Source organism: Pseudomonas sp. NPDC047961 (assembly GCF_050272435.1).
In the GTDB taxonomy this organism is placed as follows: Bacteria; Pseudomonadota; Gammaproteobacteria; order Pseudomonadales; family Pseudomonadaceae; genus Stutzerimonas.
Window position 1 is genome coordinate 384,416 of the sequence record NZ_JBNNMD010000003.1, and the last position, 15,017, is coordinate 399,432.

Annotated in this window: 17 protein-coding genes and 1 pseudogene; 11 read left to right on the top strand and 7 right to left on the bottom strand. The window is 60.6% G+C overall.

All coding sequences use genetic code 11. From position 1 onward, the window contains the following. The first annotated feature begins 44 nt into the window (after nt 1-44). Both ACQKIK_RS12570 and ACQKIK_RS12575 read left to right on the top strand, forming a co-directional pair. Nucleotides 45-740: a GNAT family N-acetyltransferase gene (locus ACQKIK_RS12570; RefSeq protein WP_499136178.1), complete on the top strand. Its 696-nt coding sequence runs from the start codon at nt 45-47 to the stop codon at nt 738-740. A 276-nt stretch (nt 741-1,016) separates the two neighbouring features. Further along, the gene (locus ACQKIK_RS12575; protein ID WP_045425536.1) at nt 1,017-1,460 is read left to right on the top strand and encodes a DUF2846 domain-containing protein; all 444 of its coding nucleotides are present in this window, start codon (nt 1,017-1,019) and stop codon (nt 1,458-1,460) included. 200 nt (nt 1,461-1,660) lie between these two features. Here ACQKIK_RS12575 and ACQKIK_RS12580 read toward each other — a convergent pair whose 3' ends face one another. Beyond that, the gene (locus ACQKIK_RS12580; protein WP_499136180.1) at nt 1,661-2,404 is read right to left on the bottom strand and encodes a class I SAM-dependent DNA methyltransferase; all 744 of its coding nucleotides are present in this window, start codon (nt 2,402-2,404) and stop codon (nt 1,661-1,663) included. Between the two features lie 169 nt (nt 2,405-2,573). Continuing rightward, nucleotides 2,574-3,206 (bottom strand): TetR/AcrR family transcriptional regulator, encoded by a 633-nt coding sequence (locus tag ACQKIK_RS12585; RefSeq protein WP_499136181.1) that lies wholly within the window; start codon nt 3,204-3,206, stop codon nt 2,574-2,576. Nucleotides 3,207-3,279: 73 nt separating this feature from the next. Here ACQKIK_RS12585 and ACQKIK_RS12590 point away from each other — a divergent pair, with 73 nt between their 5' ends. Together ACQKIK_RS12590 and ACQKIK_RS12595 are read left to right on the top strand one after the other, a co-directional pair. Beyond that, nucleotides 3,280-4,383: a DUF2855 family protein gene (locus ACQKIK_RS12590; RefSeq protein ID WP_499136183.1), complete on the top strand. Its 1,104-nt coding sequence runs from the start codon at nt 3,280-3,282 to the stop codon at nt 4,381-4,383. Between the two features lie 111 nt (nt 4,384-4,494). After that, the gene (locus ACQKIK_RS12595) at nt 4,495-4,881 is read left to right on the top strand and encodes an ester cyclase (RefSeq protein ID WP_499136185.1); all 387 of its coding nucleotides are present in this window, start codon (nt 4,495-4,497) and stop codon (nt 4,879-4,881) included. A gap of 95 nt (nt 4,882-4,976) precedes the next feature. Here the strand turns inward: ACQKIK_RS12595 and ACQKIK_RS12600 are convergent, their stop codons facing one another. Together ACQKIK_RS12600 and ACQKIK_RS12605 are read right to left on the bottom strand one after the other, a co-directional pair. After that, nucleotides 4,977-5,750, bottom strand: coding sequence for a type IV pili methyl-accepting chemotaxis transducer N-terminal domain-containing protein (locus ACQKIK_RS12600; RefSeq protein ID WP_499136187.1), 774 nt, complete (start codon nt 5,748-5,750; stop codon nt 4,977-4,979). A gap of 253 nt (nt 5,751-6,003) precedes the next feature. Continuing rightward, nucleotides 6,004-6,387, bottom strand: a complete 384-nt coding sequence (locus tag ACQKIK_RS12605; RefSeq protein WP_045425524.1) for a winged helix-turn-helix transcriptional regulator — start codon at nt 6,385-6,387, stop codon at nt 6,004-6,006. 88 nt (nt 6,388-6,475) lie between these two features. On the opposite strand from ACQKIK_RS12605, the gene ACQKIK_RS12610 reads away from it, so the two are divergent. The 4 genes and pseudogenes from ACQKIK_RS12610 (at nt 6,476) to ACQKIK_RS12625 (ending at nt 9,073) form a co-directional block, all read left to right on the top strand. Then, the gene (locus ACQKIK_RS12610; RefSeq protein ID WP_499136188.1) at nt 6,476-7,537 is read left to right on the top strand and encodes an SDR family oxidoreductase; all 1,062 of its coding nucleotides are present in this window, start codon (nt 6,476-6,478) and stop codon (nt 7,535-7,537) included. A 78-nt stretch (nt 7,538-7,615) separates the two neighbouring features. Further along, nucleotides 7,616-8,104: an RNA methyltransferase gene (locus ACQKIK_RS12615; RefSeq protein WP_122164363.1), complete on the top strand. Its 489-nt coding sequence runs from the start codon at nt 7,616-7,618 to the stop codon at nt 8,102-8,104. Between the two features lie 172 nt (nt 8,105-8,276). Beyond that, nucleotides 8,277-8,623 (top strand): annotated as a pseudogene (locus ACQKIK_RS12620) (cupin domain-containing protein). Between the two features lie 171 nt (nt 8,624-8,794). Continuing rightward, on the top strand, nt 8,795-9,073 hold the full coding sequence (locus ACQKIK_RS12625; RefSeq protein ID WP_499136191.1) for a hypothetical protein: 279 nt from the start codon (nt 8,795-8,797) through the stop codon (nt 9,071-9,073). Nucleotides 9,074-9,105: 32 nt separating this feature from the next. Here ACQKIK_RS12625 and ACQKIK_RS12630 read toward each other — a convergent pair whose 3' ends face one another. The 3 genes from ACQKIK_RS12630 to ACQKIK_RS12640 form a co-directional block, all read right to left on the bottom strand. Then, a complete protein-coding gene (locus tag ACQKIK_RS12630) occupies nt 9,106-9,234 on the bottom strand; it encodes a hypothetical protein (protein WP_499136192.1) in 129 nt (42 codons plus the stop codon). A gap of 150 nt (nt 9,235-9,384) precedes the next feature. After that, complete coding sequence (locus ACQKIK_RS12635) at nt 9,385-9,534, bottom strand: hypothetical protein (protein WP_164863223.1); 150 nt, start codon at nt 9,532-9,534, stop codon at nt 9,385-9,387. 144 nt (nt 9,535-9,678) lie between these two features. Continuing rightward, nucleotides 9,679-10,527 (bottom strand): CAP domain-containing protein, encoded by an 849-nt coding sequence (locus ACQKIK_RS12640; RefSeq protein ID WP_499136193.1) that lies wholly within the window; start codon nt 10,525-10,527, stop codon nt 9,679-9,681. Nucleotides 10,528-10,686: 159 nt separating this feature from the next. Here ACQKIK_RS12640 and ACQKIK_RS12645 point away from each other — a divergent pair, with 159 nt between their 5' ends. The 3 genes from ACQKIK_RS12645 (at nt 10,687) to ACQKIK_RS12655 (ending at nt 14,830) form a co-directional block, all read left to right on the top strand. Continuing rightward, complete coding sequence (locus ACQKIK_RS12645) at nt 10,687-11,388, top strand: response regulator transcription factor (RefSeq protein ID WP_499136194.1); 702 nt, start codon at nt 10,687-10,689, stop codon at nt 11,386-11,388. Next, entirely contained in the window at nt 11,388-12,719 is a 1,332-nt protein-coding gene (locus ACQKIK_RS12650; RefSeq protein WP_499136196.1) for a HAMP domain-containing sensor histidine kinase, read from the top strand. The genes ACQKIK_RS12645 and ACQKIK_RS12650 overlap by 1 nt, the downstream gene beginning before the upstream one ends. A gap of 137 nt (nt 12,720-12,856) precedes the next feature. Continuing rightward, a complete protein-coding gene (locus ACQKIK_RS12655; protein WP_499136197.1) occupies nt 12,857-14,830 on the top strand; it encodes a ligand-gated channel protein in 1,974 nt (657 codons plus the stop codon). Nucleotides 14,831-15,017 lie beyond the last annotated feature (187 nt).

The following is a 15,017-nucleotide window of genomic DNA, read 5'->3' on the forward strand; positions in this document are numbered from 1 at the left end:
CGCCCGGTACAATTCGGCGTTCCACCCCGTCCGGAGCCAAGCCCATGTTCACCCTCGCCCACCTGGATACCCCACCGCCGGAATCGATGGAGAGCCAGCTGCTGCAGATGGTGGTGGACTATCTCAGCGACATAAGCCCGGTTTCGCTTCCATCCAGCAACCCGCTGTATCAGCTGTATCAATACGTGGTGGGCTTCGAGGTGCATCGCTATCTGGACAGCATGGACGGCGCGCAGAACGGCAAGCCAGAACTGATCATGGCGCTGGACGCCGAAGACCCGGCGCGTCTGCTCGGCTTTGCGCTCTATCTGCCTTACGTGGACGACCCAGAGGCCAGTGCGTTGCTCTATCTGGCGGTGCAATCCAGCCATCGCCGACAGGGCATCGGGCGGGCCATGGTCGAGGCGATGCTGGCGCGCTATCCGCATGCAGAAGTGGCGTGCGTGGCGAGCAAGGTGCCGTACTTTCAATCGCTGGGCTTTCAGCCGTTGGCGGCCCGTGGCCCTCAGGTCGTCATGAACACCCGGAGCCAGGCGTCCAGCGGTCTGGTGGCGGTGCAGGATCTGGTGCCCATTTTCCAGTCAGAGGAAGTTCGCCAGATTCATAACTATCTGGTCAAACAACACGGCGCCGAAGCCATGAGCGACGCGGAAAAAAGCCGCGATCAATTACTCGATGAGCTGGCTCAACAGGCGATTCATCTGACGCAGACGTCCTCGACGGCCAATCGGTTGCATTGATTTGACTGTGCGTGCAAACCCATTTGCCGTACGGCTGTTTACTTTCCATCCGATGCACCTGACAGATGCTTTTTAGAGACGGAAATTAATTCGGCCGCGGTCTCTGTGCATCCCTCGCTGACTGGTTCACCGCCTATCCGGTCCCTCTGGAAAAACGTGATCCACAGCACCAAATCGATTTGCAAGCCTTGTCCGTATAAGTTCCAAGGTTAATGTGCGCGTGCTGGCAATTTAATAGCTAACCAGCTTCCGCCTTACACTCAGGAACGAGTACATATGTTCAAGCACTTCATGATGAGCGCCGCAGCGCTGAGCTTCGCCGTACTGACCGGCTGCGCGTCGGTACCGATGGAATCTCCCGAGAAGGACCAGGCGTTCAAATCCTTCCCGGCACCACCGAAAGATCAGGCCGGTCTGTATATATTCCGCGACTCAATGCTCGGAGCCGCGCTCAAGAAGTCAGTGAAGATAGACGGAGAAGTCATCGGCGAAACCGCAGCAAACACTTACTTCTACCGCCTCGTCTCGCCGGGCCCGCATACGCTTGCCACCGAATCGGAATTCAGTGACAACCTGCTGGAGCTGAACGCGCAAGGCGGCAAGAACCACTATGTTCGCCAGTCAATCAAAATGGGAGTGTTCGTCGGCGGTGCCAAGCTGACCGAAGTAGCTGAAAGCGAAGGCCAGAAGGCCGTGGCGAATACCGAACTCGCTCGCTGACAGCCCCTATGAACGGTACGCAGGTGATTCAGTTTTCGACTTAGACAATCGATGAAAGCAGATGTAAAGGCCCCGCAAATGCGGGGCTTTTTATTGTTGATATACAAGCATCGCGCGTTCCGAAAACTAGATAAACAGCTCCATCGTTGCAAAGCCTAACTTGGATGCTAAACGGTAAACCTCACGTCAATGCCAGCCCGTTACGTCTTCACACAGGCGAAGATCGCGTTGCCGGACGTCCCGTTCCAGGGAAGGATCTTTTCGTAATCGTGCTCCAGCACATGCACGTCGAAGTACGGCTGCAACAGCTCGCTCAGCTCGGCGAAACTCACCGCCACCATGCGATGCTCGTCGTGCCATGTCTGACTTTGCCCTGCTGTCGTTCTTTCGATCCGCAGTTTCAACAGCTGTTGCTCGCCCGCCCCAGCGTAGTGCCAACCCGAGCTGAAGCTGAACAACCCATCGGGATGGTTCGCGTCGTGCGCTACGAATGACGCGTTGTCGATGGTGTGTTTGTCGACGGCGTTGAAGCAAAACAGCCCACCGGTTGCCAATGCGCCATGCACGCTGGCGATGCAGGCCTGCAATCGTGCGATTTCGGCACTGTAGTGAATTGAATACAGGAAACAGGTGATCAGATCGACCGGCTGGCTTACTGCGAAGCCACACATGTCCTGCCGGGAGAAGCGAGCGTCCGGGCAGCGAAGAGCCGCCCTGTCCAGCATGGGCTGATTGATATCGAGTCCACTGCTCTGATACCCAGCATCAAGAAAGTGCCGTACATGCGGACCTGTGCCACAGGCGAGATCCAGGTGTCGGTCGCCGCCGTTACCGAACAGCTTCTGCAGACGATGAACACAGTGGCTTTGCGCGCGGTAGTCGATATCGGCGCACATGAGGTCGTAGTAACCCGACAGGTCGGTATAGATGGCGGTGCCGGGCATGATGGCCTGAGGTGCGAGGGCTGGATGGGGCGCGCATATTATCCCGGCCGACTGGAAATCGCCTGGCAATTACGCATGAGCTGGCACGGCGGCCCCGCCCTCCCGACGGCCAGCGCGTCCCGTTTGATTCCCCTTCAGTAAGTTTGCACGGGCCGATGATCGATAGCGTTCAGACCGGGGCGACCGGCCCCGCCAGCCTGTCCAGGCACAGCTGTTCCATGCAGCGTGCCCAGGCTTGGGCTCGATCCGCTTCGAGCTGCACCAGCATGGCGTAGCGGCGTCCGCCCCATACAGAAAGATGCAGCGTTTCCAGGGTTGCCGCAGACGGACGCGCCGGCAGGTCGGTCGCCGCGTCGATGACGCGCTGCCAGGCGCCCAACAGGTCCTCATAGACCCGGCGCTGGTGCTTGGGCTCAGCCACTAGCGTTTCCAATTCGAGCATGTCCGGATGAAACCAGGGCAGCTGCGGCTCAACTCCGGCAAGGGCGCGCACCAGTCGCCGGATGCGCTCGGGCCAGGCAAGCGCGGTCGGCGCTACGGCTTGCGCATCGATGGTTTCCAGCAGCTGCTCGACGCAGTAGCGCACGTAACCCGAGTGCAGCGCGTGTTTGCTGGGGAAATAGTCGTACAGGGTGCCGATGGCCACACCGGCTTCCAGGGCGACCGCCCGGGTCGTCAATCGAGACCAGCCGTCGCGCTGCCATATCCGAACATAGCTGTCGAAAATCGCCTGAACGGTGACCTTGGCGCGCTGCTGAGTGGGCCGTTTGAGCGGCTTGGCGCTCGGCAATCGTGTGTTCATGAAATCCGAACCCGGCGGAGAAACGAAAGGGCTACAGTCAATGCCGTCCATTTACGAACCCAAGGTGCCATCGATGAGCGTCATCCGCCAGTTGCAGAACAACAAGAAAAACATGGAGCAGACTCGCCTTCAGACCCTGGCGATGCCTGAGCTGAAACCCGGCGAAGCCCTGCTGCGCATCAGCCGACTGGCGCTGACGACGAACAATGTCACTTACGCTGCATTCGGCGAAACCCCTCACCTGCGCTACTGGGACTTCTTCCCGACGGGCGATGCCGAGTGGTTTCACATGCCTGCCTGGGGGTTCGCCGAGGTCGTGGAGAGCACCGTCGATGGCCTGGCGAAGGGCGAGCGATTCTATGGCTTCTGGCCAATCGCCAGCCATCTGGTCATGCAACCGGTGCGGGTCTCCGAGCGCGGATTCTACGACGGTGCCGAGCATCGACTTGAACTCACGTCAGCCTACAACCAGTACCAGCGCATCAGCAGCGATGACGCCTATCGCGCCGAGAGCGAGAACTACCAGATGTTGTTGCGCCCGCTGTTCATCACCTCGTTCATGCTGGCCGACTTTCTCGATGACAACGCCTTCTTCGGTGCGCGCCAGATCCTGGTCTCCAGTGCCTCAAGCAAGACGGCGTACGGGACTGCGTTCTGCCTGCAGGACAATCCAGCTGTGCAGCTGATCGGCCTCACCTCCCCGGGCAACATCGATTTCGTACAACGCCTGGGTTGCTACCGCCAGACGCTCGGCTACGACCAGCTCGCATCGCTGGACCCAAGCGTGCCCACGCTGTACGTGGACTTCTCGGGTAGCGCCAGCCTTCGCCAGCAAATCCATGGACATTTCAAAGACGCTCTGGTGTACGACTGCTACGCCGGGTCTGCCCAAAGCCATGAATACAGCAAACGTGACCAGACGTTGGCCGGACCGCAACCACAGCCCTATTTCGCGCCTTACCAGATCAAGAAACGCAACGCCGACTGGGGGCCAGCCGAGGTGACACGCCGCTTCAACGAAGCGCAGCTGGCCTTTATCGCTCGGGTGAGCGATGCGCAGCAGCCCTGGATGCAGGTGAACGAGCACGCCGGCCTTGAAGCGGCACAAACGCTGGCCGAGTCCTTGATCAAAGGCGATGTCAATCCATTGGAAGGGCACGCCGTGGTCCTCGACTGATCCTCTAACACTGCCGTTTTATGGTGTGCCAGCCGAACCTATTGAGCGTGAGGCTGGCGCCTATTGCGCCCGTCGCTAGCCTGACTATCAGACTGACTCTGAGGAGCGATGATGACTGGCGACGAGATCACCGATTGCTACCAAGGCTACATCGCCTGTTTGAACAGCAAGAACTGGCCGGAGCTGGGACACTTCGTCCATGACGAGGTGCACTACAACGGCAAGTTCGTGGGGCTGGACGGCTATCGCCGGATGCTTGAAGAGGACTTTCGGGCGATTTCCGATTTGCAGTTCACGATTGGCCTGCTCATCGCCGAACCGCCCCACGTGGCGGCGCAGCTGCTGTTCGACTGCACGCCCATAGCGGACTTGTTCGGCTTTGCAGTAAACGGAAAACGGGTGGCCTTCACCGAAAACGTGTTCTACGCGTTCAGCGAGGGAAAGATCCGGAACGTTTGGTCCGTGATCGACAAGGCCACTGTTGGCGACCAACTCTGATCGAGTGGGCCGTCAGAATGCGCTGCGCCTGACCGACTGGTACGGTGCTGGCGAATCCCGGCGCACCTGATCGTCAAACGCACCGGGAGCAGGATTCAAAGCCGGTTGTCGTGCAGCCCGGCGTAGAGTCGGGTCATTTCGTTGAGCTGACGGAACATCGATTCGGCATTCACCGCCACGATGGTGGGCACGAACTGCTTGGAGGTGAACGCCTTGCTCGCGAACTTCCAGCGGGCGTCGGTCTTGCGCAGGGCTTCGGCGATTTCCGCGTTGGGCGCATCGGCTGTCTGCAGCTCAGCCATGATGACGCCGAACTCTTCAACCGAAGCTGCAAACTCCTTTTCAAGATCCGTATCCTGCACGCCCCAGGCACGGGCCATGTAGAACATGGCGGTGCGCTGGGTCAGCACACGGTTCCAGCCACTGCGGTTGATCGAATGCGACGCGGCATCGCCATTGTGTTGCTCGAACAGATCGGTGACTTGCTGGGTCTGGCGAACCAGCTCTTCGGCCTTCGCCAGTACGAGCGGAGCCTGGGCCTTGTCCGGCGTACTGGCCGCCAGAGCGCGGTAATCGACCCAGGTGCGCTCCACGTCGTTCAACGCAACGCGAATGGCGTCACTCGGCGCAGCCGCCTTGAGCTGGGCATGGTGATCTTCGAACAAGGCCAGGCTTGCGGCACGTTGTTTGGTGGCTTCGTCCACTTTCACGCCGGCGCCGATCATGAGGTAATCCTTGGCGACGATCTGCCCCAGGCTGCGCTGCAGGCCGGCCATGTTCATGATTTCCAAAGGCGCCATATCCGCCCAGCAGGTCGCACTCAGCAGGCTGCAACCCAATAGCAGCGCGCGCAGAGATTTCTTGATCAACACGGTAAATCCTTTCTGGTTTTGAAGATGAGCGCAGGCCGCGTCTGCGACCAGCGTCTGAGCCCGCCGCAAACAATCGCGTTGATGCGCCGCTCAGCCCGGCATTGGATTCGCCCAACCTTTCTCGAACCTTGCAGAGGCCGGAAGCTACAGCGCTGCGTGCTGGAAGTGTGAAGCGATGCACCATAAAACAGCGGTGTCGGGGCGCCCGTAGAAAGACGAACGCTGGCAGCAACGCATCGGCTGTAAGGCTTCAGCCCCGCCTGCGCGACGTGCTTCTCGGCTGCAGCTGATCCAGCGCGCTGGAGTTTTGCCTCGCCCAGTCGTAGATCATTTCGATAGGTTGGACCATCAGCTTGCCGAGCGGTGAGAGCGCGTAGCTCACCGCTGGCGGGACGGAGTCGAGCGTGTGGCGTTCGATCAAGCCGCTGGCCTCCAGCTCTCGCAGCGTTTGCACCAGCATCTTTTTGGAGATTCCCGGCAAGCTGCGATGCAGCGCACCGCTACGCGCCACGCCGTCGTGGCGCGCGTGCAGGGTGTGCAGAATCATGCTGGTCCACTTGGTCGAGAAGATCTCGAGCACGCGTCTTGGGGCGCAATCTTCACGCCATTGTTCTTCGTCAGAGCCGGGTTGCATGGGGGCTGGTTACCATTTGGTGCCGACTTGGATCGGCATTTTCGAGTGAGTAAGGTGCAGGCCTGTTTCGCTTTGTGGGGTTTTGAACATGACAAATCAAGCACTGGTGGTCGGCTCGAGTGGGATCGTTGGCAGCGCGGTGTCTCGCCTGTTGGCCAAGGAAGGCTGGTCCGTTGCCGGCCTCGCCCGTCGCCCGAGTCAGGAATCCGGGGTTACTCCGATCAGCGCGGATCTGCTGGACCCGACGGCCCTGTCTTCGGCGCTGGCCGACGTTTCGCCCACTCACCTCTTTCTGACCACCTGGGCGCGCCAAGCCAGTGAAGCGGAGAACATCCGCGTCAATGCAATGATGATTCGCAATGTGCTCGAAGCCGTTCGAGCTTCAGGCTCTGTTCGCCATGTGGCGCTGGTTACCGGGCTTAAACATTACCTCGGCCCATTCGAAGCCTACGGCAAGGGCACGCTGCCACAAACGCCGTTTCGTGAGGAACAAGGGCGACTCGACGTCGAGAACTTCTACTATGCCCAGGAAGACGAGGTATTTGCGGCGGCCGAACGCGATGGCTTCACTTGGAGCGTTCACCGCCCCCACACCGTCACCGGAATTGCAGTCGGCAACGCGATGAACATGGCAACGACGCTGGCCGTGTACGCCTCGATCTGCCGTCAGACCGGTCGGCCCTTCCGCTTTCCGGGCTCGGAAGTGCAGTGGAACAGCCTGACCGATATGACCGATGCGGGCCAGCTGGCCCGGCACCTGCACTGGGCGTCGACCACACCGGCCGCCGCCAACCAGGCCTTCAACATCGTCAACGGTGACGTCTTCCGCTGGAAGTGGATGTGGGCGCGAATTGCCGAGTGGTTCGGCATCGACGCGGCCCCCTTCGATGGCCAGCCCGCTCCGCTGGAACAACAGATGGCAAACGATGCCGAGGTCTGGGCAAAGATGGCCAAGCAGTTCGGTTTGGCTGAAGCGGATATCGGCAAGCTCACCTCGCCATGGCACACCGATGCAGACCTGGGTCGGCCTATCGAGGTGGTGACAGACATGTCGAAGAGCCGAAAGCTCGGGTTTCTGGACTATCAGGCAAGTGACGACGCGTTCTTCGACGTGTTCACCAAGCTGCGCGCCAGCAAACTCATCCCCTGATCGGAGCCGGGTATTCCGGGCCCACCGACGATTGGGCTGTCCCGTATACTCGCGCGTTTTCCGCGCGAGTCTTTTCCAGTGAGCAACAAACGATACGCCTGCATCGGCCTGAGCAACCCGAAATCGCCATCCAACGTTGGCGCGATCATGCGAGCGGCCGGTTGCTATGGTGCGGCTTCGGTGTTCTACACCGGGACTCGCTATGACCGCGCCAGGGATTTCGTCACCGACACCAAGAAAGTCCATCAGGACATCCCACTGATAAACATCGATGACCTGCGCAAGATCCTGCCACTCGGCTGCGTGCCGGTCGCTGTGGAGTTAGTCGAGGGTGCTCGCGCCCTCCCCGAGTACACCCATCCGGATCGCGCGCTGTACATCTTCGGTGCAGAGGATGGGTCGCTCAGCAAGGAGATCCGCGACTGGTGCGAAGACGTCGTTTACATCCCCACCAACGGCTGCATGAACCTCGCGGCAACGGTCAACGTGGTGCTCTACGACCGCCTGGCCAAGGGCAACAACACCCGCTCGGGCCCTGGATTTGGAGCAGCGCGTAAACCGTGCTGAACTGCACACCTTCATCATCTGGGCGACTCGCTGCACGGATGTAAGCGCTTGAAAGAACGACAATGTGCATGCGGCTTACAGCGCAGATGAGCATCAAGGTGTCGACTCCAGACAATTGGCCAGCGTAGCCCGCTAGTAACGTGAGCGGCCCATACCCTCACCCGAAGCACCCATGGCCAACGCACCAATCACCGTACTCCGCGACACTCAGCCGATGCCTGTCGTCGACGCCTGCAAGTGGGAACGTATCGAAAGCGACCCGCATATTGTCAACGTCAACGCCTACACCTCCGATGATGGCAGCAAGATAATGGGCACCTGGATCTGCACGCCAGGTAAGTGGCGCGCGGAGTACGTCAAATGGGAGTACTGCCACTTCCAGGAAGGCTACCGCATCATCACCCCGGGCGGCATGGACCCATCCACCTCAAGGCTGACGATATCTTCGTGGTAGTGCCTGGCATGACAGGCACCTGGGAAGTCGTGGAAACCGTACGCAAGTACTTCGTGTTCGCCTGACGGCCCCGCCCCTCGACCCTTCCCACGCGCAGCGTGGGAATCTGGCTCTTCCATCCATCATTCGGGCGATTGATGGCCATATGGTCCCCCTATACAGTCGGCTCCGCCTGCCAAGGACAGAACGACGCTTATACAAGCTCGATGGCTGCGGGTTCTTTTTGAGGATTGAACATGTCTGTTGGGCTTAAGCAGGTGCAGAACGATGCAGGCAGCCAACCGGAGCGAACCGATTACCCAGTGCCAGCTGGAGTGCAGGGTTGGGGCGCACTCCTGGCAAACGCTCGGCGGGTCCCGCTGACGACGCTGGCATTGTTGCTGCTGTTAGCGGTGGCCGGCATGACAGCTGAGCTGTCCAGCAAGCAAGAACAGGCGGCGATAGCCAAACCCGCCGGGGCCATTCCCGTGCTGCTGATGATGACGGAGAGGCCGGTCGGTCGCGCCGCCCGTTGACGAACTAACCTGAGCACGCGGCTACGGCTGCATCAAGCCGGCTTCATCATTATCACGATGAAGCCCACCACGATGCCGGCAGCGGCAATTGCCCAGCCGATCCGATGCGCACGGTTCTTTTCTGCTTGCCGAACAGGGTCTACTGGCTTTTTCTTTCTCACGATCTACCTGCTTTTGAAAAAAACACGACTGCTGACTAGCAAGTTGCGCTACCGAGCTTAAGGCGCGTCTTTTTAGGCTGGGCCGATCGAATTGTCCAGTACGCTGCTTGGCGAAGGGCCCTCTGCAACCAATGGAACAGGTGCCGCCGGCTATCCGAGCGGACTCTCTCCAGCATTCGGCTCGTCTTTGGGCTCTACCGTTTCCTCCGGGTCGTTTTCGCCCGAATCAGGCGCGTCGCCATATTCGTCATAGTCCGGTGGGGTCAGGCCATCCTTGAGTGGGTCGTTAGGGTCTGTCATGTCAGTGGTCCTGATCTGTTACGTGAAAGATGAACAGCTCAGTTGTTCGAACGCTCCTCTCTACGAAATGTTCGCAGGCGACCGATCAGGATCCGAAAATACTCGCCATCGTTTAGGTCAGGCGTTGCGTTCGTGCGGCACCGGTTAGGGCGCACCGAAGAGTGCGACCCAGTAGATGCCCGCATCGCTCTGCGGATCTACCGCATAGGCCGCACCCAGCTCACTGAATTGCGGGTTCATCAGATTGGCGCAGTGTCCTGGGTTCGCCAGCCAGCCTTCAACGATCTCGCGGGGTCGATCCAGCGCGGCAGCGATGTTCTGGGCGACCGGCGCACCGGGATAACCGGCCAGCTCCGCCCTGTCGCCCGGCGTACGTCCATCCCGATCCAGGTGGCTGAAGAAGTTGCCGTTGGCCATGGCTCGGCTGTGGGCCTCGGAGAGGCCGGCAAGCGTTGTGTTCCAGTTAAGCGGAGCGGCTACAGCGAAGGGTTTGCCAGCACACTGGCGCGCGCTGGCACGCACGCGATTGATTTCGTCGAGTAGCGCCCGCCCTTCTGCCTGCGCGTCTTTCAAATGCCCGCCCAGCATCGGCCGCGCCAGTACGATGCGCCAGTCGCGCCCCTCGCGACTGACGCCGATGTCGGCGTACTGCGGATCGAGCACCACGCGACAGAAGCTTTCGCGCAGCGCCTGCATCGCGGCTTGTGCATCACGCGGCCCGGACAGGCTGACGGCCTGAACATTGGCCATCGGATAACCGTTGCGGGCCAATGAGCCCTGCAGATCACCGGCACCAGTGGCAGGCAAAACCAGGCGCGGGTCGGACGAAAGGGCCGTCAGCTCCTCACTCGCCCGGTCTTCGCAACGCTGCACTTCGCTGCGGTAGGCGTTGATCGTCTCGATCAATTGCGCCTCCTCCGCTGCGCTGGCCGCAATCGCCATAGCGCTGCCAGTGAGCGTTACCAAAAGCAGTGAGAGGGAAAGCAGGCGCATGAAGATCTCCAGATAGCACGGATGCGAACGCTGAAGATGCACCGGGCACGCCCCGGAAGTCGAGCCCATGTGGCGAACCAACCCTTGAACCAGGGACCATGCTTGCCGTTCCGCCCCTACTGCAATCTATAATCGTTCTTATTTGCACCGGAACCCTGCATGTCCTCCTGCGCAGCTCGTCAGATACTGGCGATCGAAGACGACCCGATCCTCGGCCCTCACCTGAAAACCTCTCTGGAACATCGTGGCTTTCACGTCACCCTCGCCGATGACGGCCCGACCGGCCTCGCATTGGCCAGCGAAGCGACGTATGACCTGATCCTGCTGGATGTGATGCTGCCTGAACTCAGCGGCATGGAGTTGCTGACCCGGTTGCGCGAGCAACGCCGCACACCTGTGCTGATGATGTCCGCGTTGGGCAACGAGGCGCACCGCATACAGGGCTTCGACAGCGGCGCCGACGACTACCTGCCCAAGCCCTTCAGCATCGAGGAGTTGCAGGTGCGCATCGCGGCGATCCTGCGGCGGGTGGCCTATGAGCGCAGCGTACCGGCAGCGCCGAATCAGGGTGCGGTGCGCTTCGATGACCAACGCAGCGACCTGCTGCACGAAGGCCGATGGGTCGGCCTGACGGCCACCGAATATCGACTGATGAAGGTCCTGCACGACGCCGCTGGCGAGGTGCTGAGCAAGCCGTTTCTCTACCAGCAGGCGTTGCGCCGCGGCTATTCACAGCATGATCGCAGCCTGGACATGCATATCAGCAATATCCGCCGCAAGCTGGCGCGTGAACAGGTGGCAACCCTGCGCCTGGCGTCCGTGTGGGGCAAAGGCTACGTGCTGGAACTGCAGGCGAGCTGATGCCCAATCGTCATTCGTTGTTCTGGCGCCTGGTGGTGCTGGTTGCCGGGTTCTGTCTGTCGATGATCTGGGCCAGCGGCTACGTGAGCCGTTATATCGACAGGACCAGTTCATTTCTGTCTGAACAGGCGCGCGACACCCTCAGCGGCTATGCGACTGAAGCTCAAGCCGCTCTGCAAGCGGGTCCAGAAGCGATGGCGCAATGGCTGGCGGTGATGAAGGAGCGTGAGCCGACTTGGCTGGTGGTGGTGGACGAACAGCTGCAACCTCTCGGCGGCCAGTCATTGAGCGACGAGGAACGGCAGAGGCTCACGTTTGTGCGGCACTACGACTGGCCTATGAGCAGGCGCTATGACGGCCTGCCCCTGGTGTCCGTACCGCTGGAGGGCACCGGTGCCCAGTTGATCATTCAGCTGCCGGAACGATTCCGCCCCTGGCGTAACCATGCGCTACTCACCGCGGGCGGCGTGTATCTGCCGCTGGTGTTGCTGTCACTGCTGTTCTGCTGGCTTCTCTATCGGATGCTGGTATCCCCGCTGGACCGCCTGCGCCGGCAGGCCAACGCATTACGCGGCAACCGCCTCGACTCGTTGCTCCCGCCCTCCATTGCGCGGCGCAACGATGAGCTGGGAGAACTGGGCCGTTCACTGGAGTACCTCACGCAGCGCCTGCGCGATTCGGTCGCCCAGCAGCAACAGCTGTTACGCGATCTGTCCCACGAGCTGCGCACACCACTGAGCCGGCTGCGTGTCGCCTGCGAGAGCGAGCTGAGCGCCGGAGACATGCGCAACCGCACCGAGCGTGAAATCAACAGCATGCAGCAACTGGTCGATAACACCCTGGAGTTCGCCTGGCTGGACAGCGAGCAGCCCCGCTTCGAGTGCGAGCCTGTGGATGTGGCGGCGCTTTGGGACCTGCTGTGCGAGAACGCTTGTTTCGAGGCCGGCTGGCCGCGTGAACGCATCCAGGCGCAGGTACCGGAAGGCTGCCAGGTGCTCGGCAACCTCAACGCATTGGCGCAAGCCATGGAAAACATCCTGCGCAATGCCATTCGCTATTCCCCCGCGCATGGCGTGGTTTGCCTCACGGCCGCTCGAGACGGGGACAGCTGGCGTCTGCGCATTCAAGACCAGGGACCGGGCGTGCCAGAGGCGAAACTGGCCGTCATCTTCAGGCCCTTCGCGCGACTCAGCGCAGCCCGCCCAGGAGGTGACGGCTTCGGGCTGGGCCTTGCCATTGCGCGCAGCATGGTGGTGATGCAAGGCGGTGCGATCTGGGCCGAGAACAACCAACCCGGCCTGCGCCTGACCATTCGGTTGAAAACTGTATAGATTGTAAATGCGCTTTACTCTCAAATGAGAATACTTAGCATTGCGGTCGGCTAGCGGCTCGCACCGCGGCTCACATGCATGCGCCATGTCGTTCATGGCCGCAGATGACGTAAGTTTTCTCAGGGAGATGGCAGTACATGGTGACTTTCAATCGGCATCGGCTGGCTTGCGCGATCGCATTAGCAACCTGGACGAGCTTGCCAGCCAACGCTGCAGAACCAGTCGAATTATCGAACGTCGTCGTGACCGCGTCAGGTTTCGAGCAACAGATCAAGCAGGCCCCCGCCTCCATCTCCGTCGTCACGCGGGAAGAACTGGAAAACAAATCCTATCGCGACGTCACCGATGCCCTGCGGGACATCCCGGGTGTCGTTGTCACCGGCGGCGCCAGCTCCAGCGATATCAGCATTCGCGGCATGGCGTCCAAGTACACCCTGATCCTCATCGACGGCAAACGTATGGAGTCGCGCGCGACTCGCCCCAACAGCGATGGCCCTGGCATCGAGCAAGGCTGGACGCCGCCCTTGGAAGCCATCGAGCGTATCGAGGTGGTGCGTGGGCCGATGTCCTCCCTGTATGGCTCCGACGCCATGGGCGGCGTGATCAACATCATCACGCGCAAGGTAGCCGACACCTGGCGCGGCGGCGTGCGGACCGAAAAGACCTTCCAGGACCGCTCCGATTCCGGTGATTACCACACCCTTAACGGCTATCTCTCCGGCCCCCTGGTCGACGGCCTGCTAGGGCTCCAGGTCTATGGACAGACGTCTCGCCGGGACGAAGATGACATCCCTCGCGGGTTCAACGAGCAGAAAACCGACAGCGCAACGGCCAAATTGTCGTTCACGCCGAACGAGGCCAACGACATCGTTCTGGAAGTGGGCAAGACCGAGCAGGAACGCAACGCCAGCGTAGGCCGATCCGGTACGGGTAACAGCGATTCGCTGTCGGATTACGACCGTACTCACTACTCGATCAGCCATACCGGGCGCTGGGACTCGGGCCAGTCGGAAAGCTACGTGCAGCAGGAGCGCATCGAGAACCCGGGGCGCGAGATGGAGCTGGAGAACAGCGTCTTCAATACGCAGACCTCGCTCTTCCTGGGTGACCACATCGCCACGCTCGGCGGCCAGTACAAATACGAGGATCTCTCGGACAAGGGCAACCAGTTGGCTGGCGCCGAAGACGTGACCCAACTGACACGCTGGTCCTGGGCGCTTTTCGCCGAAGACGAGTGGAGCCTGACCGACAGCTTCGCACTCACCACCGGCCTGCGTATGGATCGCGATGAAAACTACGGGACTCATTGGTCGCCGCGCGTTTATGGCGTATGGCAAGCGGCCGAGCAATGGACAGTAAAAGGCGGCGTATCCAGCGGCTATCGCTCGCCGGATATTCGCGCCGCGGTGGATAACTGGGGGCAGATCACCGGTGGTGGTCGGGGCGATCCGGCCGTGATCGTGGGCAACTCGGGGCTCAAGCCAGAGGAAAGCCTGAGCCAGGAAATCGGCGTGCTGTGGGACAGCCTGAACGGTTTGTCGGCCGGCGTGACACTGTTCAACACCGACTTCGAAGACAAGATCACCGAGCTTCGCCGTTGCTCGGACACCACCGGCAATGCGTCGGGCCAGTGCGTCGTCAATGGCGAGGCGTACCGCTTTATCAGCGATCGCGTAAACGTCGACGAAGCACGCATGCGCGGCGTCGAGGCGACCTTCGATTGGGCGATCACCGAAACCATATCCCTGGGCGCCAACTACACCTATACCGAATCGGAGCAGCGCAGCGGCGACTTCCGCGGCGAGCCGCTGAACAAGATGCCCAAGCATATGTTCAACACCATGCTGGACTGGCAAGCCAGCGACCGCCTCGGCACCTGGGCGCGACTCAATTACCGCAGCGAAACCTCCGAGTACCTGTCACGTACCAGCATGGCGGAAAGCACCCCTTCTTACACGCTGGTTGACCTGGGCGGTACCTATGACGTGAACCGCAACGTCAAGCTGCTTGCTGGCGTCTACAACGTTTTCAACGAGCAGATTGAATACGACAGCTACGAAACCGTGCTCGACGGGCGTCGATACACGGTCGGGATGAACGTTTCGTTCTGAGGCGTGATGGATGAAAGAGCCGCCCTGCCCGCGCAAGGCGGCTCGCTTCGCTCCAGTCTTGCACTAACCATCGCCAATTTGGGCCGAGCGTATGGGTGATACCCGTCTCGGTTCATCACAGCATCTGTGCCAGGCCGACTCTTGTGACGGTTGGGCATTTTTTCGTACGACCTTGCTCGGAATCCCG

Coding starts and splice junctions, on each gene's coding strand:
- ACQKIK_RS12570 (WP_499136178.1), top strand. CDS start 45: ATGTTCACCCTCGCCCACCTGGATACCCCACCGCCGGAATCGATGGAG.
- ACQKIK_RS12575 (WP_045425536.1), top strand. CDS start 1,017: ATGTTCAAGCACTTCATGATGAGCGCCGCAGCGCTGAGCTTCGCCGTA.
- ACQKIK_RS12580 (WP_499136180.1), bottom strand. CDS start 2,404: ATGCCCGGCACCGCCATCTATACCGACCTGTCGGGTTACTACGACCTC.
- ACQKIK_RS12585 (WP_499136181.1), bottom strand. CDS start 3,206: ATGAACACACGATTGCCGAGCGCCAAGCCGCTCAAACGGCCCACTCAG.
- ACQKIK_RS12590 (WP_499136183.1), top strand. CDS start 3,280: ATGAGCGTCATCCGCCAGTTGCAGAACAACAAGAAAAACATGGAGCAG.
- ACQKIK_RS12595 (WP_499136185.1), top strand. CDS start 4,495: ATGACTGGCGACGAGATCACCGATTGCTACCAAGGCTACATCGCCTGT.
- ACQKIK_RS12605 (WP_045425524.1), bottom strand. CDS start 6,387: ATGCAACCCGGCTCTGACGAAGAACAATGGCGTGAAGATTGCGCCCCA.
- ACQKIK_RS12610 (WP_499136188.1), top strand. CDS start 6,476: ATGACAAATCAAGCACTGGTGGTCGGCTCGAGTGGGATCGTTGGCAGC.
- ACQKIK_RS12625 (WP_499136191.1), top strand. CDS start 8,795: ATGTCTGTTGGGCTTAAGCAGGTGCAGAACGATGCAGGCAGCCAACCG.
- ACQKIK_RS12635 (WP_164863223.1), bottom strand. CDS start 9,534: ATGACAGACCCTAACGACCCACTCAAGGATGGCCTGACCCCACCGGAC.
- ACQKIK_RS12640 (WP_499136193.1), bottom strand. CDS start 10,527: ATGCGCCTGCTTTCCCTCTCACTGCTTTTGGTAACGCTCACTGGCAGC.
- ACQKIK_RS12645 (WP_499136194.1), top strand. CDS start 10,687: ATGTCCTCCTGCGCAGCTCGTCAGATACTGGCGATCGAAGACGACCCG.
- ACQKIK_RS12650 (WP_499136196.1), top strand. CDS start 11,388: ATGCCCAATCGTCATTCGTTGTTCTGGCGCCTGGTGGTGCTGGTTGCC.
- ACQKIK_RS12655 (WP_499136197.1), top strand. CDS start 12,857: ATGGTGACTTTCAATCGGCATCGGCTGGCTTGCGCGATCGCATTAGCA.